This window comes from Hymenobacter polaris (assembly GCF_012927305.1).
GTDB classification, from domain to species: Bacteria; Bacteroidota; Bacteroidia; order Cytophagales; family Hymenobacteraceae; genus Hymenobacter; species Hymenobacter polaris.
Map to the genome: position 1 here is coordinate 2,094,980 of NZ_JABBGH010000001.1, position 21,809 is coordinate 2,116,788.

17 protein-coding genes are annotated in these 21,809 nt (G+C 62.8%); 11 read left to right on the forward strand and 6 right to left on the reverse strand.

What is annotated here, in order from left to right:
- Nucleotides 1-37: 37 nt before the first annotated feature.
- The gene (locus tag HHL22_RS08945) at nt 38-781 is read right to left on the reverse strand and encodes a class I SAM-dependent methyltransferase (RefSeq protein ID WP_169530572.1); all 744 of its coding nucleotides are present in this window, start codon (nt 779-781) and stop codon (nt 38-40) included.
- 270 nt (nt 782-1,051) lie between these two features.
- Between HHL22_RS08945 and HHL22_RS08950 the strand changes: the two genes are divergently transcribed.
- From HHL22_RS08950 to HHL22_RS08965, 4 genes are all read left to right on the forward strand, one after another.
- Nucleotides 1,052-2,698: a DEAD/DEAH box helicase gene (locus HHL22_RS08950; protein ID WP_169531034.1), complete on the forward strand. Its 1,647-nt coding sequence runs from the start codon at nt 1,052-1,054 to the stop codon at nt 2,696-2,698.
- Nucleotides 2,699-3,202: 504 nt separating this feature from the next.
- On the forward strand, nt 3,203-6,205 hold the full coding sequence (locus HHL22_RS08955) for a M16 family metallopeptidase (protein ID WP_169530573.1): 3,003 nt from the start codon (nt 3,203-3,205) through the stop codon (nt 6,203-6,205).
- A 187-nt stretch (nt 6,206-6,392) separates the two neighbouring features.
- Nucleotides 6,393-7,658 (forward strand): NADP-dependent isocitrate dehydrogenase, encoded by a 1,266-nt coding sequence (gene icd / locus HHL22_RS08960; protein WP_169530574.1) that lies wholly within the window; start codon nt 6,393-6,395, stop codon nt 7,656-7,658.
- 147 nt (nt 7,659-7,805) lie between these two features.
- On the forward strand, nt 7,806-8,309 hold the full coding sequence (locus tag HHL22_RS08965) for a hypothetical protein (protein ID WP_169530575.1): 504 nt from the start codon (nt 7,806-7,808) through the stop codon (nt 8,307-8,309).
- Between the two features lie 33 nt (nt 8,310-8,342).
- On the opposite strand, the gene HHL22_RS08970 is transcribed toward HHL22_RS08965, so the two are convergent.
- Complete coding sequence (locus tag HHL22_RS08970) at nt 8,343-8,957, reverse strand: TylF/MycF/NovP-related O-methyltransferase (RefSeq protein ID WP_206680698.1); 615 nt, start codon at nt 8,955-8,957, stop codon at nt 8,343-8,345.
- A gap of 231 nt (nt 8,958-9,188) precedes the next feature.
- Between HHL22_RS08970 and HHL22_RS08975 the strand changes: the two genes are divergently transcribed.
- Nucleotides 9,189-10,589 carry a vWA domain-containing protein gene (locus HHL22_RS08975; protein WP_241737998.1) on the forward strand — a complete coding sequence of 467 codons (1,401 nt, stop codon included), beginning with the start codon at nt 9,189-9,191 and terminating at the stop codon, nt 10,587-10,589.
- Nucleotides 10,590-10,722: 133 nt separating this feature from the next.
- Here HHL22_RS08975 and HHL22_RS08980 read toward each other — a convergent pair whose 3' ends face one another.
- Nucleotides 10,723-11,040 (reverse strand): hypothetical protein, encoded by a 318-nt coding sequence (locus HHL22_RS08980; protein WP_169530578.1) that lies wholly within the window; start codon nt 11,038-11,040, stop codon nt 10,723-10,725.
- Nucleotides 11,041-11,125: 85 nt separating this feature from the next.
- Here HHL22_RS08980 and HHL22_RS08985 point away from each other — a divergent pair, with 85 nt between their 5' ends.
- The 4 genes from HHL22_RS08985 to HHL22_RS09000 are packed head-to-tail and all read left to right on the forward strand — an operon-like array spanning nt 11,126 to nt 13,971.
- Nucleotides 11,126-11,698, forward strand: a complete 573-nt coding sequence (locus HHL22_RS08985; protein ID WP_169530579.1) for an RNA polymerase sigma factor — start codon at nt 11,126-11,128, stop codon at nt 11,696-11,698.
- Nucleotides 11,699-11,728: 30 nt separating this feature from the next.
- Entirely contained in the window at nt 11,729-12,187 is a 459-nt protein-coding gene (locus HHL22_RS08990) for a hypothetical protein (protein ID WP_169530580.1), read from the forward strand.
- Nucleotides 12,188-12,218: 31 nt separating this feature from the next.
- Nucleotides 12,219-12,719, forward strand: coding sequence for a hypothetical protein (locus HHL22_RS08995; RefSeq protein ID WP_169530581.1), 501 nt, complete (start codon nt 12,219-12,221; stop codon nt 12,717-12,719).
- A 55-nt stretch (nt 12,720-12,774) separates the two neighbouring features.
- Complete coding sequence (locus HHL22_RS09000; RefSeq protein WP_169530582.1) at nt 12,775-13,971, forward strand: aspartate aminotransferase family protein; 1,197 nt, start codon at nt 12,775-12,777, stop codon at nt 13,969-13,971.
- Nucleotides 13,972-14,090: 119 nt separating this feature from the next.
- Here HHL22_RS09000 and HHL22_RS09005 read toward each other — a convergent pair whose 3' ends face one another.
- A complete protein-coding gene (locus tag HHL22_RS09005; protein WP_169530583.1) occupies nt 14,091-14,537 on the reverse strand; it encodes a tellurite resistance TerB family protein in 447 nt (148 codons plus the stop codon).
- A gap of 221 nt (nt 14,538-14,758) precedes the next feature.
- On the opposite strand from HHL22_RS09005, the gene pfkA reads away from it, so the two are divergent.
- Nucleotides 14,759-15,730 carry a 6-phosphofructokinase gene (gene pfkA, locus HHL22_RS09010; protein WP_169531036.1) on the forward strand — a complete coding sequence of 324 codons (972 nt, stop codon included), beginning with the start codon at nt 14,759-14,761 and terminating at the stop codon, nt 15,728-15,730.
- 54 nt (nt 15,731-15,784) lie between these two features.
- Here the strand turns inward: pfkA and miaA are convergent, their stop codons facing one another.
- Both miaA and HHL22_RS09020 read right to left on the reverse strand, forming a co-directional pair.
- Nucleotides 15,785-16,711, reverse strand: coding sequence for a tRNA (adenosine(37)-N6)-dimethylallyltransferase MiaA (gene miaA / locus HHL22_RS09015; RefSeq protein WP_169530584.1), 927 nt, complete (start codon nt 16,709-16,711; stop codon nt 15,785-15,787).
- 59 nt (nt 16,712-16,770) lie between these two features.
- Entirely contained in the window at nt 16,771-17,949 is a 1,179-nt protein-coding gene (locus HHL22_RS09020) for a glycosyltransferase (RefSeq protein WP_169530585.1), read from the reverse strand.
- A gap of 102 nt (nt 17,950-18,051) precedes the next feature.
- On the opposite strand from HHL22_RS09020, the gene HHL22_RS09025 reads away from it, so the two are divergent.
- Nucleotides 18,052-21,681 carry a PAS domain S-box protein gene (locus HHL22_RS09025; RefSeq protein ID WP_195809235.1) on the forward strand — a complete coding sequence of 1,210 codons (3,630 nt, stop codon included), beginning with the start codon at nt 18,052-18,054 and terminating at the stop codon, nt 21,679-21,681.
- Nucleotides 21,682-21,809 lie beyond the last annotated feature (128 nt).

Here is a 21,809-nt window from a genome sequence, read left to right on the forward strand (position 1 = left end):
TATATTAAGTGCAACGCAGCTAGCGACAACCTAGTATTCAGCCTACTAGCCCCGCCCGCGCAAATACCGGAAATAGTACCTCACGCTCGCCCGTTCCCCACAGCCGCACTAGTTCCGGTGCTACCTCGGCTACTACATCGGCCCCGGCGTGCTGCTGGCCGTACTTCACCACCGCCGACCAGGTGCGCAGGTAGTCCAGAAACCACGCCGCCGACCAGTGCCGCCCGACCGGAAAACGCGCCTGCTGTATGTTGGCAAAGGGGAAGGGCAGCCGCGCATACTCGTCGATAACGTGCCAGCGGTTTTCGTCCCAGTAGGGCCCTAGGGTTTCGTCGTGAAAGTGCTGGATGAGCGCATCGAGCGCCGGCTCGCCAGTGTGGGCCAGGCCGTAGCCCCATTCGGCCAGCGTGGCGCCGGGCCGGGCCACGCGGCGCACCTCCTGGTGCCAGGCTGCCGGCTCGAACCAGTGCACGGCCTGCCCCACGGTGACGAGGTCGAACGAGTGGTCAGCAAAGGGCGCGTGCTCGGCCGGGGCCACTTGGTAGCGCACGTTGGGCAGGGCCGGCGCCTGGGCTAGCTGGTTGGCGCTGAGGTCGGTGGCTTCGATTTTCTCGAAAAAGGGGGCTAGGGCGGCCGCTACTTGGCCGTTGCCGGTGGCGCAGTCCCAGGCCCGCTGGCGGCCCGCCACCTGGGGCAGCAGCCAGGCGTAGAGCGCGGGCGGGTAGCTGATGCGGTAGCGGGCGTAGAGCGCGGCCTGGGCAGAAAAACGGTCGAGCGGCATGGTGGCGAAGGTAGCGGCCGGCCGGGCACTTATCCGGCTTACCTTTGTTCTAAATCAAGCGGTTTGCTGACCGGGAAGCACATGGTCAGCCCCATGTTGATAATGTGGCAAATGTGTTGAATGTGAAAAATGCGCTAATTGCGAAAGCGTCTGCTTGCTTTTCATTTTCACCTCTTCCACATTACCCTATTTCTCACATTTAAAGAAGCTGAATCCTTGACGTTCCAGGAATTTAACCTCCACGCCGACCTGCTGGCCGGCGTCGAGGCCATGAACTACCAGCAGGCCACGCCCATTCAAGAGCAGGCCATCCCCAAGATTATTGACGGCAAAGACCTGATTGCCTGCGCCCAGACCGGCACCGGCAAAACGGCCGCCTACCTGGTGCCGCTGCTAGATAAGATTGCCCACGACCCCACCGGCCACGGCCACACCTCCACGCTGGTGCTGGTGCCCACCCGCGAGCTAGCCACCCAGATTGACGAGCAGGTAACGGGCTTCGGCTACTTCGTAGAAGCCTCGTCCACCGCTATTTACGGCGGCGGCAAAAGCGAGAACTGGGAGCAGCAGAAGCGCGCCCTCACCTCGGGGGCCGACATTATTATTGCCACGCCCGGCCGCCTTATTGCCCACATGCAGCTGGGCTACGTCAAGTTTGAGCACCTGCGCTACCTGGTGCTCGACGAGGCCGACAAGATGATGGACATGGGTTTTTCGGACGACATCCTCAACATCGTGCGGCAGCTGCCCAAGCAGCGCCAGACGCTGCTGTTTTCGGCCACCATGCCCAGCAAAATCCGCGACTTCTCGCAGCAGATTCTGCACCAGCCCGACGAGGTGCGCCTGGCCGTGAGCAAGCCCGCCGCCGGCATCAACCAGCAGTTCTACATGACATTCGACCACCAGAAGCTGCCCGTGCTGGAGCACCTCATTAAGGCCCAGGACGTGCAGAGCATGGTGCTCTTTACCAGCAAGAAATCGGCGGTGGCCGGCATCGTGCGCTCGCTCAACAAGCTGGGCTACCCGGCCCAGGGCATCAGCTCGGACCGCACCCAGGAGGAGCGCGAGGCCACCATGCGCGCCTTCAAGAACAAGCAGTTCCCCATCCTGGTAGCCACCGACGTGGTGAGCCGCGGCATCGACATCGACAGCCTGAGCCACGTGGTGAATTTCGACGTGCCTAGGGCCGCCGAGGACTACGTGCACCGCATTGGCCGCACCGCCCGCGCCGCCACCACCGGCACGGCCATCACCTTCATCGCCGACCAGGACCAGGACCGCATCGTGAAGATTGAGCGCCTGATTGAGCGCGAAATTGAGAAGCAAGCCATCACCGAGGGCCTAGGCTACGGCCCTGCCCCCGATTTCGACCCCAAGCGCTTCAGCGGCTTGCGCGGCAAAGCCGGCGGGCGCGATGGCGGCCGCAGCGGCGGCGGTGGCCGCGACCGGGGCCCCCGCCCCGAAGGTGACCGCGGCCCGCGCCCACCCCGCGCCGAGGGCGAACAGCGCGAAGGAGGGCAGCGCCGCGAAGGTGGCCGCGGCGGTCGCGACCGGGGCCCCCGCCGCGAAGGCGAGGGTAAAAACGACCCGCAACGCGCTGAGCGCCTGGCCCAGGCTGCCGCGCGCCTAGCCGCCATCGACGCCGGCCAAACCACGGTGGCGCCCTACGTGGCGGCCCCGCGCGAGCCGCGCCCCGAGGGAGAAAACCGCCCTCCCCGTGCCCCCCGCACCCCGCGCCCTGCCCGCCCCGACGCTGCTGCCGCTAGTCCTGATGGCGCTGCCAGCCCCGCCGCCGAAGGCAGCACCGGCGAGGCTGCCAAGCGCCGCCGCAAGCGTGGCGGCCGCAACCGCGGCGGCCGCAAGGACTCGGGCGTCGGTCCCGCTGCCGAAACAACGGCGGCCCCGGCCACGGAGTAGGCCAGCGGCCCACGCTGGTTGCCCTAGCCATAGGCCCCCCGCAGGGCCGGCCACTTATCGAAGCGGCTGCCGACGCTGGTTGGCAGCCGCTTCTGCGCGTTTAATGCGGGCAGATTCGGTCGGGGCAGCGCTTCTTGGCCGGCAGCAGTCCTAGGCTGGGTGGGCGCTGTAGCTCGGCCCACCAGCTTGAGCGGTGGGTTCTGCTAGGCGCGAAAAATTGGTAGCAAGTGGCATCAAAAAGCGCGGCGCTAGAAAAACCAAGCCCGTAACGCCATGAGTACAAGCGCCCCAAATACGCCGGGGCCATTGCCGTTCAGCCAAGGCGCCAAAAAACCGAATTTATTTACGCAAATGCGTGTTTTATAAGGCTATACTTGAGGTTGACGCTTGCTATAAGCACCGAATTTTTTGTTTTTTATTCCCCCCGCAACCTTCTACCTTTGTGCCCCTGTAAAATTGTTTGCGTTCCGACCCGTAAGTTTGAAGTTTGTGATTAGACCAACGTTGCTCCTGCTGCCAGCCCTGGCGGCCCTGGCCCTGACCACGCAGTGCCAGTCGAGCAAGCCCACCGCGACGGCGGCCATTGTGGCGGCGCCTTCGGCTTCTGCGGTCGCTCCCAAAACCTACTCTTACACTACGGCTCCCAACGACCCCCTAGGGGTGCGCGTGTACACGCTCAGCAACGGGCTGACAGTGTATCTGTCGGATTACAAGAGCGCGCCCCGCATCCAGACGTACGTGGCCGTGCGCGCCGGCTCGAAGAACGACCCAGCTACCGCTACCGGCCTGGCCCACTACCTCGAGCACATGGTGTTTAAAGGCACCTCGCACCTGGGAACCAAGGACTACGCCAAGGAAAAGCCGGAGCTGGACAAGATTGAGGCGCTGTACGAAGTATACCGCAGCCAGCGCAACGACCCAGCGGCCCGCAAGCGCACCTACCACCAGATTGACTCCATTTCGGGGGTGGCCGCGCGCTACGCCGTGCCCAACGAGTACGACAAGCTGATGGGCAGCATCGGCTCGAAAGGCTCGAACGCGCATACCTCAAACGAGGAAACAGTGTACCAGGAGGATATCCCGAGCAACCAGCTGGAGAAGTGGACGGCCGTGCAGGCCGAGCGCTTCAAGGAGCTGGTGCCGCGCCTATTTCATACCGAGCTGGAGGCCGTGTACGAAGAGAAAAACCGCGGCCTGGACTCGGACTTCAACAAGGAATTTGAGGCGCTCAACGCCAGCCTCTACCCCACCCATCCCTACGGCACCCAAACGACTATCGGCACGATTGAGCACCTGCAAAATCCGTCGGTAACCGAAATTAAAAAGTACTTCAACCAGTATTACGTGCCCGGCAACGTAGCGCTGTGCCTGAGCGGCGACCTGGATTTCGACCAGACCATTCGCCTGATTGACAAATACTTCGGCGACTGGCAGGCTAAGCCCGTGCCGGCCTTCAACCCGCCGGTAGAGCAGCCTGTTACGGCGCCCATCACTAAAGAAGTAGTGGGGCCTCAGGCCGAGAACGTGATGCTAGGGTACCGCCTAGCCGGCAAGGCCACCCGCGACGGCCTGCGCCTGCGGATGCTGGATAAAATCCTGACCAACGGCCAGGCCGGCTTGTTTGACCTCGATTTGAACCAGCAGCAGCGCGTGCTGCAAGCTCAGACGTTTGCCGACCTCAACGATGATTACTCGACACACGTGCTCTACGGCTCGCCGCGCCAGGGGCAGAAGCTGGAGGAAGTGCAGGCCCTGATGCTGGCCGAGGTGGCCAAGGTGAAGCGCGGCGATTTCCCCGACTGGCTGATTCCGGCTATCGTGAACAACGAAACCCTGCAGCGCACCAAAAGCTACGAGAGCAACGCTGCCCGCGCCGGGGCCATGTACGAGTCGTTTATCGAGCGCGTGAGCTGGGCCGACTACGTGCAGCAGAACGAGGATTTTGCCACTATCACGAAAGACGAAATTGTCAAATTCGCCAACGAGCACTACGGGCAGAACTACGTGGCCGTGTTTAAGCGCACCGGCGAAGACCCCAACAAGGTGAAGGTGGTGAAGCCCGCCATTACGCCCGTGCCAGCCAACCGCGACGCCGCCTCGGCCTACTACACGGAGGTGAGCAAGCTGCCGGCCACCGACCTCGCGCCGGTGTTCGTGGATTATAAGAAGGACATCCAGACCGCGCAGATTAAGCCCGGCCTGCCGCTGTACTATACCAAAAACACCGAAAACGGCTTGTTTAGCCTGTTTTTTGCCATCGACCTGGGGACGAATAACAACCCGCTGCTCGACGTAGCCACGGACTACTTGCAGTACCTGGGCACCGGCCAGTACTCGGCGGCGCAGTTGCAGCAGGAGTTTTATAAGCTGGGCTGCTCGTTTGCCGTCAGCAGCGGGCAAGACCGGGTGCTCATCAGCCTCAGCGGCCTCGACAGCAACCTGGAGCCGGCGCTAAAACTGTTTGAGCAGCTGCTGAACAACCCGCGCCCCGACGCGTCGGCCCTGAAAAACCAGGTGGCCGGTATCCTCAAGCAGCGCCAGGACGCCAAGCTCAACAAGGGCGTGATTCTAAACGCGGCCATGCTGAACTACGCCAAGTACGGCCCGCGCAACCCGTTTACCGACATCGTGCCCGAGGCGCAGCTCAAGGCCCTGAAGCCCGAGCAACTAACGGCGCTGCTGAAGTCGCTGCCTACGTATCAGCACCGCGTGCTGTACTACGGGCCGCGACCAATTTCTGTAGAGCCAAAAATAGTTGGTAGCATCAACGTTTCTAGTGAGCTTGGTGTGGCTGAAGTTATACAGGGTTTTCATAAGACGCCCGCTACCCTTAAGCCCGACCCGGCCCCTAAGGACTTTGCCGAGCAGCCGCTGCGCGACAAGAAGGTGTACTGGGTGGATTACGACATGGTGCAGGCCGAAATCCTGTTCCTGACCAAGGGCGACGTGTACGACAAGGGCATGGTGCCGGCCGTGAGTCTCTACAACGAATACTTCGGCGGCGGTATGGGCAGCATCGTGTTTCAGGACCTGCGCGAGAGCAAGGCGCTGGCCTACTCGGCCATGTCGCGCTACGCGAATGCCGACAAGACGGGGCGCTCGAACTACATCGTGAGCTACATCGGCACGCAGAGCGACAAGCTGCCCGAGGCCATGAGCGGCATGGAAGCCCTGCTCACCGACATGCCCCTGGCCGACGCCAACCTGGCCATTGCCAAGCAGAGCCTGCGCAACAGCATCGCCACCGACCGCATCACCCACGAAGGCATTTTGCTGAGCTACGAGCGCGCCCGGCGCCTAGGGCTCGACTACGACCTGCGGCGCGACGTGTACGAGCAAACCCAGAATATGACGTTTGCCGACTTGCAGAAATTTCAGCAGGCCAAAATCAAGGGCCAGAACCAGGTAATTCTGGTCATCGGCTCCAAGGACCGGCTTAATTTCAAGGAGCTAGCCAAGTACGGCACCGTGCAGCAACTGACACTAAAAGAGATTTTTGGCTACTGAGTTTGTAGAACACCCCACCAAGCGGCCATGCTGAGCTTGCGAAGCATCTCGCTTGGATTAGCAAATCCCAACGTTTGAGATTACTGCTGCACGCGAGATGCTTCACAAGCTCAGCATGACCACCTCGTAGACAGTTCTTTCTCTTCCCACCCTCCTCCAACGCAACAAGATAATTTTTTCCCTTCTCATGGCAGAGCAGAAAATCACCATTAAAAATGGTAAGCTGAACGTACCCGACCAACCCACTATTCCCTACATCGAAGGCGATGGCACCGGCCCCGACATTTGGCGCGCCTCGCAGCTGGTATTCGACGCGGCCGTCGAAAAAGCCTACGGCGGCAAGCGTAAGCTGGTGTGGAAGGAAGTACTGGCCGGCGAAAAGGCTTTCAAGCAACTAAACAACTGGCTGCCTAACGAGACCCTCGAAGCATTCCGCGAATACCTGGTGGGCATTAAGGGCCCGCTGACGACGCCCGTGGGCGGCGGCATCCGCTCGCTGAACGTGGCCCTGCGCCAGGAGCTAGACCTCTACGCCTGCGTGCGCCCGGTGCGCTACTACGACGGCGTGCCCTCGCCGGTGAAGCACCCCGAGCTAACCAATATGGTCATCTTCCGCGAAAATACGGAGGACATCTACGCCGGCATCGAGTACATGAACGGCACGCCGCAGGCCCAGAAGATGCTCGAATTCTTGCAGGACGAGATGGGCGTGAAGAAAATCCGCTTCCCCGAGTCGTCGTCGTTCGGCATCAAGCCGGTGAGTAAGGAAGGCACCGAGCGCCTGGTGCGCGCCGCCATCAAGTACGCCCTCGAGCACAAGCTGCCCAGCGTGACGCTGGTGCACAAGGGCAACATCATGAAGTTCACCGAGGGCGCCTTCAAAACCTGGGGCTACGAGCTGGCCGAGAAGGAGTTTGGCGCCAAGGTATTTACCTGGGCCCAGTACGACAAGATTGTGGCCAAGCAGGGCCAGCAAGTGGCCGACGCGCTGCAAAAGCAGGCCGTGGAGCAGGGCAAGCTCATCATCAAAGACAGCATTGCCGACGCCTTCTTGCAGCAGATTTTGCTGCGCCCCGCCGAGTACTCGGTAGTAGCCACGCTGAACCTGAACGGCGACTACATCTCCGACGCGCTGGCGGCCATCGTGGGCGGCATAGGCATTGCGCCGGGCGCCAACATCAACTACCTCACCGGCCACGCCATCTTCGAGGCTACCCACGGCACCGCGCCCAAGTACGCCAACCAGGACAAGGTGAACCCCGGTTCGGTTATCCTCTCGGGCGTGATGATGCTCGAGCACCTAGGCTGGAAGGAAGCCGCCGCCCTCATCAACAAGGGCCTGGAGGCCGCCATCGCCAGCAAGCGTGTCACCTATGACTTCGAGCGCCAGATGGATGGCGCCACCCTGCTCAAAACCAGCGAGTTTGGCGAGGAGATTGTGAAGAATATGTAGTAGCTTGGCCCCGCCACCTACCCTAGACCCCCGCGTTGGCTACCAGGCCGGCGCGGGGGTTTTAGTTATTAGCGGGGTCGGCCGTAGCCAGTTTCTGCCTCCGCGTAAAGTTTTCCCACAACCCTCTCTGCCCCACCGTCCGCCAGTATGCAAATCTTACTATACCTGTTACTAGTAGCTATGCTGGGAAGCTGCTGCCTGGGCGAGTGCCCTGGCTACAGCGAGAGCGCGACGGTATACTTCCAGTTTAGCGCTGATACGCTGGTGGCGGGGCAAGGCTTTCGGCAGGCCGAGGTGCGAAGTGCCTACGTAGTAAGCTACTACGATGCGCGCCTGCTCCAGCCGCAGGACACTGTACGCTGGCTGGCCGCGTCGGCCACCGGCCGCAAGCTGCTCATTATTGACCGGCGTCGTTTTGCGCTCGGCTTTGTGGGCGATTCCACGCGCGGAATTGCCGGCTCGTACCGCGTATTAGTACCAGCCGCGAAGCAGCGCTACGACATTCGCCGTATTATGGTACCCGTAGAGCGCTCACCGTGCAAGAATGGGTGCGACCGGGCAAAGAGCGTCAGCTTACAACTCAACGGTCAGCCTGTATCCTTCAACGTACCGGAGCCGCCCCTGGCCGAGGCAGTAGTATTGCGCCGATGACGGCTTCCTGCCTGAACGCGTAGCCCCGTAGCTTTACTTACAGAGCACGGCCGTGCCGCCGCTATCGGGCAGAGGCGTGAAGCCGATACCTTCGGCGCGGCAAAACTCGGTGACTGCCTGGCGGGCGCCGCGGTACTCGTCGTTGTTGAAGTCGTGCACGAAGATGTAGCCGCCCAGCGCGAGGCGCGGGTAGAAGAAGCGCAGGCCTTCCAGGATGGGGTCGTAGAGGTCGGCGTCGAGGCTCACGAAGCAGAAGGTATCGTCCACATCGGCGGCGGTAGCGGGGAAAAACCCTTTCTTGACGATGCACTGCTGCGGGTGCGGCATTTTACGCAGCACCAGCTCGACGCTGGTATTGGCGAAGCTTTGCTCGCCGGTAGAGAAGCCGCTGGCTTTTTCGGTGCTCACATCCTGGTCGGCAAAGCCCTCGAACGTATCGAAGAGGTAAAGCTGGCGGTCGGGGAAAAGCTGGTTGAGGCGCTTGGCAAAATCGCCCTGGTACACGCCTAGCTCGGCCACATTGCCGGGCACCTGCCGGGCCACCAGCTGCTCGAAGCAGAGGCCTAGGGTGGCGTAGCGCACGTAATCGAAGTTGATGGGTAGCGGCGCCGGGCTTTGCTTATAGTTGAGTGATTTACTGAGGTACAAACCGTTGCCGGCCAATACTCGGGTTAATTTTTGAAAAAGAAAGCGGGCAACGCGCATACTGCAGAACTAAAATGGAGGCCCCAGGGCCCGCGGCAGCGCGAAAGTTAGCGGGCTGGGCGGCTTCGGGCGCTCGCCAGCCGGCCGGGCGCCGCCCAATTTTGCCGCTACGGTAGCGCTAAACTCGCGCCGGCAGTGTAAATTTCGCCGATGCTATTCCCACTCCGTTTCTGTTTGCGCGGCGGTATCGGCTGGCTGCTGGGGCTGCTGGGGCTGGCCTTGGCGGCGCGGCCGGTCCTAGGGCAGAACGCGCCGCCCGAGCGGCCCAAGGTGACGCGCATCCTGTTTCTGCTCGATGCCTCGGGCTCGATGATGGCGCCTTGGGAAGGTAAGCCGCGCTGGGAAGTGGCCAAGCGCCTGCTGGCCCGCATGGCCGACTCGCTCAACGCCTACCCCAACCTGGAGCTGGGCCTGCGCGTGTACGGCCACCAGCACCCCAACGCCGAGCAAAACTGCGAGGATTCGCGCCTGGAGGTGCCCTTCGCGCCCAAGAACGCGGCCGCCATCAAGGCCAAGCTTAAGGTGCTGAAGGCCCAGGGCAACACGCCCATCACGTACTCGCTGCAGCAGTCGGCCAAGGATTTCCCGTCGGATAAAACCTCGCGCAACGTGCTGCTGCTCATCACCGATGGCGTGGAGTCGTGCAAGGGCGACCCCTGCGCCACCTCGCTGGAGCTGCAGCGCAAGCGCATCTTTCTCAAGCCGTTCGTGATTGGCATCGGGGCCGAGAAGGACTTTGGGCGCTCGCTGGAGTGCCTGGGGCGCTACTACAACGCGGCCGAAGTCAAAACCTTCCGCACGGTGCTCAACGACGTGATTGCCCAGACGCTGGCCAAAACCACCGTGGCCGTGAACCTAACCGACGAAGCCGGCCGCCCCGTGGAAAGCAACGTGAACATGACCTTCGTGAACAACGTGACCGGTCAGCCCGAGTACAACTACGTGCACTACCGCGACGCCAAGGGCCAGGCCGACGTGGTGGACATCGACGCCCTGCAGAGCTACGACCTCATCATCAACACCACGCCCGCGGTGCGCCAGCCCAACCTGACTATTCGGGCGGGCAAAGCTAACGTGCTGAATTTTAAGACACCGCAGGGCACGCTGGCGCTGCAGCCACCCGCCAGCACGCCCAACCCCTACGGCGCCACCGTGCAGGCCGTGGTGCGCCCGGCGGGCAGCGGCGCCACCTGCCTGGCCCTAGGCTTCGGGGCGCGGCAAAAGCTGCTGGCCGGCAGCTACGACGTGGAGCTGCTGACGCTGCCGCGCATTACCGAGCGCGTGGTGGTGCGCCAGGGCCAAACCACGACCGTGAGCTACCCCGCGCCCGGCACCCTCAACATTACCAGTGACTTGAAGGGCTTCGGCAGCATTTACCGCCTCAACGACGATGAATCGCAGACCTGGGTATATAACCTGCCCGAAGCCAGCAGCCGGCTCAACCTGGCGCTGCAGCCGGGCGCCTACCGCTTGGTTTTCCGCACCAACACCAGCCAGGGCAGCAAGTTTACCGACGTGCGCAACTTTACCATCCGCCCGGCGCAAACCAGTTCGGTCGCCATTTTTGGGCGGTAACTAGGAACTGTTCACAGTCGATGAAGAGCCCTAGCAGAACGTCATACTTCGGCAAGCTCAGCATGACGTTCTGCTAGTAACTGTATACACGTCCTAGCGAAGTACTCATTCTTGCCACTTGCAAATCAAGTAGTTAAGTCCACAGATAGCTTCTGACTTTAATAAGGCGGATAAGCATCGCATTATCATCCTGGTAAGCGGGCGATTCGGGATTAATCAGACCGCTCTCCGCGGCTAAAGTTACCACCCTGGCTTTCCACCAGTGGTACAGTGCGGTCAGCTCTTGATAAATGGCTTGTTTGTGCTCGTCGTGATGCCAGGAAACGTGACCATCGAGCAGGTTTTCCTGCTCTACGCAGTCAATAAGGCATTGAAAGCAAGCGTGCAGGAGGATAGAATCACGGTCGTGCCAACCTTCTCCTAACGATTGAATAAGTAGCCGCTGAGCCATTGAGCAGCAAGTTCGCTTACAAAAGCCAGATTAAACCCTAGGCCCCCGGCGGCGTCCAAACCCCACGTTTGCCCCTCTCCCGCGCGTGGAAGACCACGAAATCCTCAGCAAGTTTCAGCAGCCAGCCAGCCGCAACCTGGCGTTCAACCAACTGGTGCGCAAGTACCAGCAGAAGGTGTATTGGCACGTGCGCAAGATGGTAATTGACCACGACGATGCCGACGACCTCACGCAGGACGTATTCGTGAAGGTGTTTCAGCACCTGGAAAACTTCCGCCAGGATGCCCAGCTTTTCACCTGGATTTACCGCATCGCTACCAACGAGTGCCTGAGCTTTTTGAAGAGCAAGCGGCGCAAGTTTTTCCTGCCCCTCAACGACGTGGGCGCCGAGCTGCTGGCCAAGGTGGAGGCCGACCCCGCCGTGGCCGGCGATGCCATTGAGCTGAAGCTGCAGCGCGCCATGCTGCGCCTGCCCGACAAGCAGCGCCTGGTATTCAACCTGCGCTACTACGACGAGATGCCCTATGAGCAGATGGCCGAGGTGACGGGCACCAGCGTAGGCGCCCTCAAGGCCAGCTACCACCACGCGGCCCGCAAAATCGAGGAATATATTACTAACGCCGACGACCCGGCGCTATCCAGCGACGAGTCCGCTTAAACCCTAGGGTTGCTTTTGCATCTAACGTTCATGAAAACGCCTTTTTCCCTAAGTCAGTACCCGCGCCGCGCCGGGCAGTCGCTGAGTAGCCCGCCGCCCGGCTACTTCGACCGCCTGCCCGCGCAGGTGATGGCGCGCGTGGCGCCGCCCGCCCGCCCGGCGCCGCTAGCCTGGCTGCTGCGCGCGCCGGCCGCCCTGCGCACGGGCCTAGCTAGCACGCTGCTGCTGGGTACCTTCGCCGCTTCGCTGTGGCTGGGTGGCGGCCCAGCCACCAGCTTTCCTACTACGGCCACCAGCCTCGACCAAGTGCCCCAGGCGCAGCTTATCGACTACCTCACCAGCGGCGAAACGCACGTGGATATGCTCGACCTTTCGGAGTTGCCGGCCCCGCGCGCCGGTGCGGCCTCACCATACTTACATGCCTCGGCCAGCGAGCTAAACGAGGCACTCGATGGCCAGCCGACCCCCGATGACCCCGGCGCGCTTTAGGCCACGCTCTTTATTTCTTGCCGCTAAGTCCATGTCTATCCGCACCTTACTTCTACTGCTGGCCCTAGGGCTGGCCAGCACGGCGCCTGCGCTGGCCCAGGGCCGCGCCCGGCTGGGCCGGCAGGCTGGCGCCCGGCTCAACCAACTCGACAACGCTAAAATTGCCTTTATCACCTCGCGCCTCACGCTCAGCCAGGAGCAAGCCCAGCGCTTCTGGCCCATCTACAACGAGTTTGTGCAGCGCCGCCGCGAGCTGAACCGCTCGGCCCGCCTGCTGCGCCGCGATGCCACCAACCCCGCCCTCACCGACGCGCAGCTGCGCGACTACTTCACCCAGGATTTTAGCACCCGCCAGCAGCAGCTGAACTTGGAGAAAGAGTACTTCGACAAGCTACAAAAAGTGATTTCGCTGCGCCAGATTGCCCAGCTGTTCCAGGCCGAGCGCGACTTTACCAAGGAGGTATTGCAGCGCGTGGCCGGCAACCGGGCCGGCGCGCAGGCCAGTCCCGCGCCCTACACCGGCGTAGAGTAGCCTAGGGCCCTGCACCGGCCCCAGGGCTAGCCCCGGCCGTACCTTTGCGGCGCTTATGCTTACCCCGCGCCAACTTTTTCTGCGCCACCAGGCCCAAACCTCAGAGTTTCCGCTGCTGCTCGAAATTGAGCGGGCCGAGGGCGTGTATATGTACACGCCCGAGGGCCGGCCTATCCTGGATTTGATTGCGGGCATCGGAGTCAGCAACGTTGGGCACCGGCACCCTAGGGTACTGCAAGCCATTCAGGACCAGCTTGACAAGTACCTGCACCTGATGGTGTATGGCGAGCTGGTGCAGGCCCCGCCCGCCCGGCTGGCCCACGCGCTGGCCGCCACCCTGCCCGCCCCGCTCGACACGGTGTACTTCACCAACTCGGGGGCCGAAGCCATTGAGGGCGCCCTAAAGCTGGCCAAGCGCCACACCGGGCGCACGGGCCTGGTTTCCAGTTTCAACGCCTACCACGGCTCTACGCACGGGGCGCTGTCCATTACCGGCTCCGAGGACTTCAAGAACAGCTACCGCCCGCTGCTGCCTGGCGTCACGCACCTGCGCTACAACGAGCTGGCCAACCTAGGCCTCATTACTGAGCTCACGGCCGCCGTGGTGCTCGAAACCGTGCAGGGCGAGGCCGGCGTGCGCCCACCGCAGCCCGGCTACCTGCCCGCCGTGCGCCAGCGCTGCACCGAGGTGGGCGCCCTGCTCATTCTCGACGAAATTCAGTGCGGCTTTGGGCGCACGGGCACGCAGTGGGCCTTCGAGCAGTTTGGGGTGGTGCCCGATATTTTGGTGTGCGCCAAAGGCATGGGCGGCGGCATGCCCATCGGGGCGTTCATTTCCTCGCCCGCCATCATGGCCGGCTTCCAAACCAACCCCATCCTCGGGCACTGCACCACGTTTGGGGGCCACCCGGTGAGCTGCGCGGCGGCGCTAGCCACGCTGCAAGTCATTCAGGAGGAAGACCTACTGGCCCAGGTGCCAGCCAAGGCCGCGCGCATTCGCGAGCAGCTGCGCCACCCCGCCATTCGCGAAATTCGCAACCAGGGGCTGCTAATGGCCGTCGAGTTTGAGTCGTTTGCGGTGCTCAAGCCTATCATCGACCACGCCCTAGCCCACGAGGGCATCCTCACCGACTGGTTTCTGTTCTGCGATAACTCGCTGCGCATCGCCCCGCCGCTCACCATTACGGAAGCTGAAATTGACCAAGCCTGCGCGGGGCTGCTACGGGCCATCGCAGCCGAGACCACTGATTAGCGCGGATTTAAGCGGATTTCACGGATTTTGTAGTCATAAAAAAAGGCCGCCTAATGGGCGGCCTTACCGGCGTTACATAAGAAGGAAATCGTCCCCGAAATCCACGCTAATCAGCGATTCTAGCGGGTGGCCGTATTGTTGTAATTCAGGAAGCTGAGGCTCTCGTCTTTGATGCGGTCGCGCGGCACGGCATCTTTCACGCCCTGCGAGATTTTGCGCACCAGCACGCCCACGATGGCTTTGCGGAAACCCAGCTTTTCGGCCATGTCGATGCAGAAATCCATCTCGGTTTCGTCCACCACGCCGTCGGCCAGCATCATGTCCACGAGGTCAAAAATCTGGTCGAAGCGCTCTGAGTCGTTGTGGGGCAGGTCAGAGTTATTGGTAGCGTTGCCGGCAATAATCTTGCGCACCTCGCCGGCCGATACCCCATTCTTTTTGCCAACGGTGATGATAAAATTCAATTCACGGTCGTCGACGTGGCCGTCAGCCTTGGCCAGAGCGGCCAGGTTGAACAGGTGGCCTTTTATTTTTTTAGCCTGCTCGTTTTCGAAAAAACCAAACATAGGACAATAGAGAGTGAAGGTGGGCGAGAGGTAAGCGAAAAGTACAGCAAAATCTGCTTAAAACCAACAGGCTTGCCTAGGCGGCCCGCCCGCTTATACGCAGCCGCCCGAAAAATGTAACACCCCAAACCATTGCGGCCGGTATCAGTTGGGAAAGTAATTACGACCTTTGCGGACTTAAAGCTGGTCCGGGGCGGACGGCTGCTCTTTGATTAGGTATGATGAAAAGAATTGGGGTATTTACCAGCGGCGGCGATGCGCCAGGTATGAACGCTTGCATCCGCGCCGTAGTGCGGGCCGCCGTGTACCACGGCGTAGAGGTCTACGGCATCGTGCGAGGCTACAGCGGGATGATTAAGGGCGAGATGGTGAAGCTCGACTCGGCGTCGGTGTCGAACACGGTGCAGCGCGGTGGCACCATCCTCAAGTCGGCCCGCTCGCAAAAGTTTATGACCAAGGAGGGGCGGCAGCAGGCGTTTGAGCAGCTTAGCAGCCACGGCATTGAGGGCCTGGTAGCCATTGGCGGCAACGGCACCTTCACGGGCGCCACGCTTTTCGAGCAGGAGTTTGGCATCCCGACGGTGGGCGCGCCGGGCACCATCGACAACGACCTGTTTGGCACCGACTACACCATTGGCTACGACACGGCCGTGAACACGGCCCTGGACTGCATCGACAAGATTCGGGACACGGCCGACTCGCACGACCGCTGTTTTTTTGTGGAAGTGATGGGGCGCGACTCGGGCTACATCGCCATTCCGTGCGCCATCGGGGGCGGGGCCGAAATCGTGATTGTGCCCGAAACGGCCATGAGCGTGGAAGCCGTGATTGAGAGCCTGCAAGCCAGCTACAGCCGCCACAAAACCTCGTTTATCGTGATTGTGGCCGAGGGCGAGGAGGAAGGTAACGTGCACACCATCGCGCGCCGGGTGAAGGAGGCCATTCCGCAGCTCGACACCCGCGTTACCATCGTGGGTCACATTCAGCGTGGCGGCTCGCCTACCGCCGCCGACCGCCTGCTGGCCTCGCAGCTTGGCATTGCCGCCGTCGAAGGCCTGCTTAACGGCATGAAAAACGTGATGGCCGGCATCGTGGACCGCAAACTCATGTACACGCCTTTCAACGATACCATCACCAAGCGCAAGGTTATCAACCAGAGCTTTATGCGCATGGTGGAAATCCTAAGCGTGTAAGTAACTGCATAAAAAAGCACGTCATTCCGAGCCGGCTCGGAATGACGTGCTTTTTTACTCGTCAATAGTTAGCCACTGATACTCAGCGTCCCTCCGCAGCCAGGTAAGCTGGCGCTTGGCATAGTGGCGGGTGTTGCGCTGGAGCAGGCGCACAGCCTCGGCGTAGTCGTAGAGGCCGTCGAGGTAGCCGAAGATTTCCTGGTAGCCCACGGTTTGCAGGGCGTTGTGCTGGCGGTAGGGCAGCAGGGTGGTTGCTTCGGCCACCAGGCCCTCGGCCAGCATGTGCAGCACGCGCTGGTCGATGCGGGTGTACAGCTCCTCGCGGGGGCGGCTTAGGGCCACTTTCACCACCCGAAAGGGGCGCTGGGCGGCTTCGGCCACGGCGGCGGGCCCGCGGTGGAAGCTGGAAAAGGGCTGGCCCGTGCCGCGCACTATTTCGAGGGCGCGCAGCACGCGCTGGTGGTTGTGCAAGTCGAGGCGCTGGTGGGCTACCGGGTCGAGGCGGGCCAGTTCGCTTACCAGCGCGGGCAGGCCTAGGGCCTGCAGCTCGTGCTGCAGCTGCTGGCGCACCTGGGGCGGCACCGGGGGCAGTTCGTCGAGGCCATCGGTGAGAGCCTGTAAGTACAGCCCCGAGCCCCCCGTGGCGATGACCACGGCATGGCGCCGGAATAGCTCAGCGAGCAGCCCTAGGGCATCGGTGGCGAAGCGGCCGGCGCTGTAGTCCTCGGCAATGCTGTGCGAACCAATGAAGTGGTGCGGCACGCCCTGCATTTCGGTGGGCGTGGGCTTGGCGGTGCCAATGCGCATTTCGCGGTAGAACTGGCGCGAGTCGGCCGAGATAATCTCGGTGCCTAGCTGCTGGGCCAGGGCCACGGTGAGGGCGGTTTTGCCCACCGCCGTGGGGCCGGCCACGGCCAGCAGCACCGGGCGCGGGTCAGCAGCGGTGGGCGCCAGCTGGGGCAGGATGGTGGGCAAAAGCATAGAAGTAGGTTATGGCTGGTAGTCGCCAAGGCGAGCCCTAGGGGTAGCCGCTGCAAATTTCAAGACAAAACCTGCCGGTACAGCTCCAGCAATACTTGCTCTTCGCGCTGCCAGGCCCACTCGCGGCGGGCCTGGCGGCAGGCGGCGGCCAACTGCTGGTAGTGGGCGCCGGGCTGGCCGCCGGGCAGCAGCCGGCCCAGGGCGGCGGCCAGCGTGGCAGGCGCCAGGTCGGGCACCAGCTCGGCCACCGGGTACTGCTGGCACAGGGCGCGGTACTCGGGGAAGTCGATGCAAAGCTGCGGAATGCCGGCCTGCACGTAGTCGAAGAACTTGTTGGCCAGCGAGTAATAGTAGCTCAGGCCCGCGTTCTCGAGCAGCATAATGCCCACCGTGGCCTGGGCGGTGAGGCGGCGCAGCTCGGCCGGCAGCACGTAGCCCTTGAACTCGACCTGCCCGCTGGCCAGCAGCCCGAGGCCTGCCGCCTGCTGGCGCAGCTGCGCCGAGAGGTCGCCCTCGCCGCACACTACCAGCCGGGCTGGCACTTGGGGCATAGCCGCCAGCAGCGCCTCCAGGCCCCGCCCCACGTTCAAAGCACCCTGGTAGAGCAGCGTGGCGGGCCAAATGGCCCTAGGGCTCGCGCCTGGCCCTAGGGCCGCTGGGCCAACCGGAACCACTTGGGCGGCCTCCTCCCCCACCGGCACGTTGCGCACCACGGCGAAGGAGCAGCCGGGGTGGCGCGCCTCAAACAGCCGAGCCAGGGCCGGGCCCACGGTGTAGCGCAGCCGGGCGCGGGGCACAATAAAATCTTCCACCCAGCGCCATACCCGCCGCACGGCCGGCCGGCCCACCACCTCGGGCGTGTCGGTGAATAGCTCGTGGGCATCGTACACGAACGGCTGCCCCCCTAGGCGGGCGCGCAGCCAGGTGGGCAGGGCCGCGTCGAGGTCGGCGCACGCCCAGAGGCTGGCGCGCTCACCTAGCAAGTACAGCAGCAACCGCAGGTTATACTCGAGGTAAAAGAGCTTGCCGCGCTGAAAGAAGCCCCGCAGCCGGTGCTGGGCGTAGGGGCCGGGCACCAGCGGCACCGAGGCCGGCCGCTGCCAGCCCACCAGCTGCACCTGGTAGCCAGCCGCCGCCAGGCTGCCGCAAATGCGCTGCATCCGCTGGTCGTAGCTTAGGTCGGTGGTGGCGGCCAGCACCAGCCGGACGGGTGGCCGCACCCCAACTTGCGCCGCCATGGTGGAAAGAAAGCCCAACAGATAGTATTTTTAGTGCAAAACTACGCTACCCATTTCCCGAGGCCCATTTGCTAGCAGCTTTATCGCTTCCTTTACTCCTCTATGTCTGCGCTACCCTTACCTACTGCCGCTACCATGTTCGACCAGCTTCGCATGGTCTATGTGGTTATCAACCAGCAAAGTATCATTGAGGAAGTAAACGAGCAGCTGCTGCTGCTCACCGGCTACGAGCGCCAGCAGGTACTGGGCCGCTCGTTTCACCAGCTCTTTACGCCGCCCGCCCGCCGCGCCGAGTACGAGCGCTACACCCAGCGCGGCCTAGTGAGCGCCGCGGGCCCGGTGGCCTACCAGGAAGTGGAGCTACAAACCCAGCGCGGCGAGGTGCTGCGCCTCAACTGGCAGTGGCAGCGCCTGCCTTCGCGCACTGGCATTGGCCCGGCGCCGGGCCTGTGGGGCGCGGGCCAGGTGCGGCCGGCCACCCCGCCCGCCGAGCCGGCCTCCGCGCCTATTCCCGACGCCAGCGCCACGGCTAGTGCCAGCCCCGAGCTGGTAGATTTGAGCAATTTCTTCGACAGCTCGCACGACCTGATTCTGCACCTGAGCGCCGACAACGCGCTGCTTTACGTGAACAAGGCCGGGCAGGAGACCCTAGGCTACCAGGACACCGACTTGCTGGGCCGCTCGCTTATCGACATCGTGCACCCCTACTACCGTGCCAAGCTGCTCTACCAGCTGCGGCGCCTCTACGAGGGGCAGGCCCTGCACAAGCTCGAGACCGTGCTGCTGACCCACGCCGGCCGCCCGGTGCACCTCATCGGCTCGGTGAGCCGCGAGCAGCTGCCGGGCCAGGCGCCCACCGCCCGCGCCGTGCTGCACGACATTACCGACCGCATCAAGGCCGAGCGCCTGCAGAAGGTGTACTACAGCATTGCCAACCTAGCCATCTCGGCCCACGACCTGCCGGCGCTCTACGGGGCCATTCACCGCGAGCTGAGCAAGGTCATCGAAACCAACAACATCTTCATTGCCCTCTGCGACGAGGCCCGCACCGAGGTACAGTTTGTGTACTACGTCGACCAGCACGCCTACTTCGAGCAGGGCGGCGGGCGGCCCTTCTCGATGGGCGTCACCGAGTACGTCATTCAGCAGGGGGTGCCCATGTTTTTCACCCAGCAGGACTTGCTGCGCCTGATGCGCAGCGGTGAGCTTACCTCGTTTGGGCGCCTGCCGGCCGTGCTGCTGGCCTCGCCCCTGAGCGTGGGCGACCGCATTATCGGGGTGCTCACCGTGCAGGAGTACGAGCGGGCCGACCTCTACACGCCGGCCGACCTCGACATTCTGCACTTCATTTCGAGTCAGGTGGCGCTGGCCATCGACCGCAAGGGCCAGGAAGAGCACCTGGCCCGCCAAAACGCGCGCTTGAACGCCATTTTTGAAAGCGGCGGCCAGCTAATGTGGAACGTGGACCGCCGCGGCCGGCTGGTATCGTTCAACCGCAACTACGGCGATTTCTTTTTGCTGCGCAACGGTACGCTGCCTGTGCTGGGCGCCAGCCTGGTAGAGGCCGATAAAGCCCTAAGCAACGAGCCGGTACAGGAGCGCGAAGCTTTTCTGCGTTACTACCGCGAGGCCAATAAGGGGCAGGGGCAGCAGTTCGAGATAAAAGTGGCGCTGCCCAACGAGGGCAGCCGCTGGCTGTCGGTGGCCCTCAGCCCGATTTACCTGGCCGACGGCTCGTTTGAGGAGATTAGCGCGCAGGCTCAGGATATTACGGGCATCAAAAACTCGCAGCTGGAGCTAGCGGCCCAAGAAGAGAAGTTCCGCTCCATCTTCGAGTCGTTCCAGGACATTTTTTACCGCACCAACGAGCAGGGACTTTTCACCATCGTCAGTCCCTCGGTGCAGCAGGTGCTGGGCTACGAGCTGGGCGAGGTGCTGGGGCAGCCGGCCCGCCACTCGTTCTGGAACCCCGAGCAGCACCGCGCCCTGGTGATGGAGCTGACCCAAACCGACGAGCTGCGCAACTTCGAGGCCCAGTTTCGGCACCGCGACGGCCACCCGGTAAGCATGCTCATCAACGTGCGCCGCACGGCCACTGGCACCGAAGGCATTGCCCGCGACATCACCGAGATTCGGCGCATTCAGGACGACTTGCGCCTGGCCAAGGAAGAAGCCGAAGCTGCTTCGGCCGCCAAAACGCAGTTTTTGGCCAATATGAGCCACGAGCTGCGCACGCCCATGAACGGCATCATCGGCATGATTGACCTGCTGGGGCAAACGGAACTCAATACGGAGCAGGCCGACTACGCCGATACGCTGCGCACCAGCTCGGACGCGCTGCTCACCATCCTGAACGACATCCTGGACTTGTCGAAAATTCAGGCTGGTAAAATGCGCCTGCACAACGCGCCCCTAGCCCTGGCCGAGGTGCTGGAGCGCCTGTACTCGCTCTTCACCTACCGGGCCATTCAGAAAGACCTGCGCTTCACGTATCACCTCACGCCGAAGGCCCCGGCCCTTATCATTTCCGACGAGGTGCGCCTGCTGCAGATACTGGCCAACCTGGTGGCCAACGCCATCAAGTTTACCAGCCAGGGCACGGTGAGCGTAGTGGTATCGGTGGAAAGCCAGGAGCCGGACGATAACTGGTGCGTGCTGCGCTTTGCGGTGCAAGACTCGGGCATTGGCATCTCGGCTGATGATGCAGCCCGTCTCTTCACCAGCTTCACCCAGCTCGATACCACGCCTAGCAAGGCCTACGGCGGCACCGGCCTGGGCCTGGCTATCAGCAAGGAGTTGGCCGAGCTGCTGGGAGGTACCATCGGCGTTATTTCCGATGTGGGCCAGGGCAGCACCTTCTGGTTTACCATTCGCTGCCGCACGGCCGAGCGCCTGGCGCCCGTGCCCACCAACGAGCCCCTCGCGGCGCTGCCCGCCCCGGCGACGTTCCACGAAAATGCGGGGCCGCGTATTCTGCTGGTCGACGACAACCTCATTAACCAAAAAGTGGCGGCCCGGCTGCTCACCAAGCTTGGCTGCCGCGTCGACGTGGCCAGCGATGGCTACGAGGCCATTGCCCGCGCCACCGCGCCCGTGGCCGACTACCGCCTCATTCTGATGGACATCCAGATGCCGGGCCTCGACGGCGTGTCGGCCACGCGCGCCATTCGCGAGCAGTTGGGCTCGGCCTGCCCCCCGGTGGTAGCCATGACGGCCTACTCGATGCCCGAGGATGCGGCGCGCTTCATCCAGGCCGGCCTCGATGGCTACCTGGCCAAGCCCGTGAAACAGCAGCAGCTGGCCCAAACCCTGGCCCGCTGGGTGATGGGCCCGCTGCCCACCAGCCCCGAAGCCCAGGCCAGCCAAGAGCCGGCCCCGGTCGTGAAGCCCGCCATCGACCCCGACGTGCTGGCCCAGCTGCGCCAGCTAGGGGGCGCCGATTTTGCCGCCGACCTCTACACCGAATTCACGGAAGAAACCGCTGGCCTGCTGGCCGAAGCTGATATTGCCTGGCACGCCGACGACCTGCCCGCCCTACACCCCTTGCTGCACCAGCTCAAGGGCACGGCGGGCACCCTGGGCATTACCGCCTTGGCCGAGCAGGCGCTGACGTTGGAGCAAGCCATTAAGCACAACAAAGACCAAGACCTGGGCGCCGGCCTAGCCGAGCTTAAGCACCGCTTCGAGCAGTTCGTCGACCAGTCGGCCGCGCTGCTGGCCCTAGCCTCCTAGGGGGTGCCGCCGGTCCTAGGGCCGGCGGCACCCCCTAGGAGGCTAGGAACGGGGCAGGCAGCATTATAGAACTATACCAAGAAGCAGCAGCCAGATGACCAAGTTGAGCGTGCTCGCTGGCAACTACT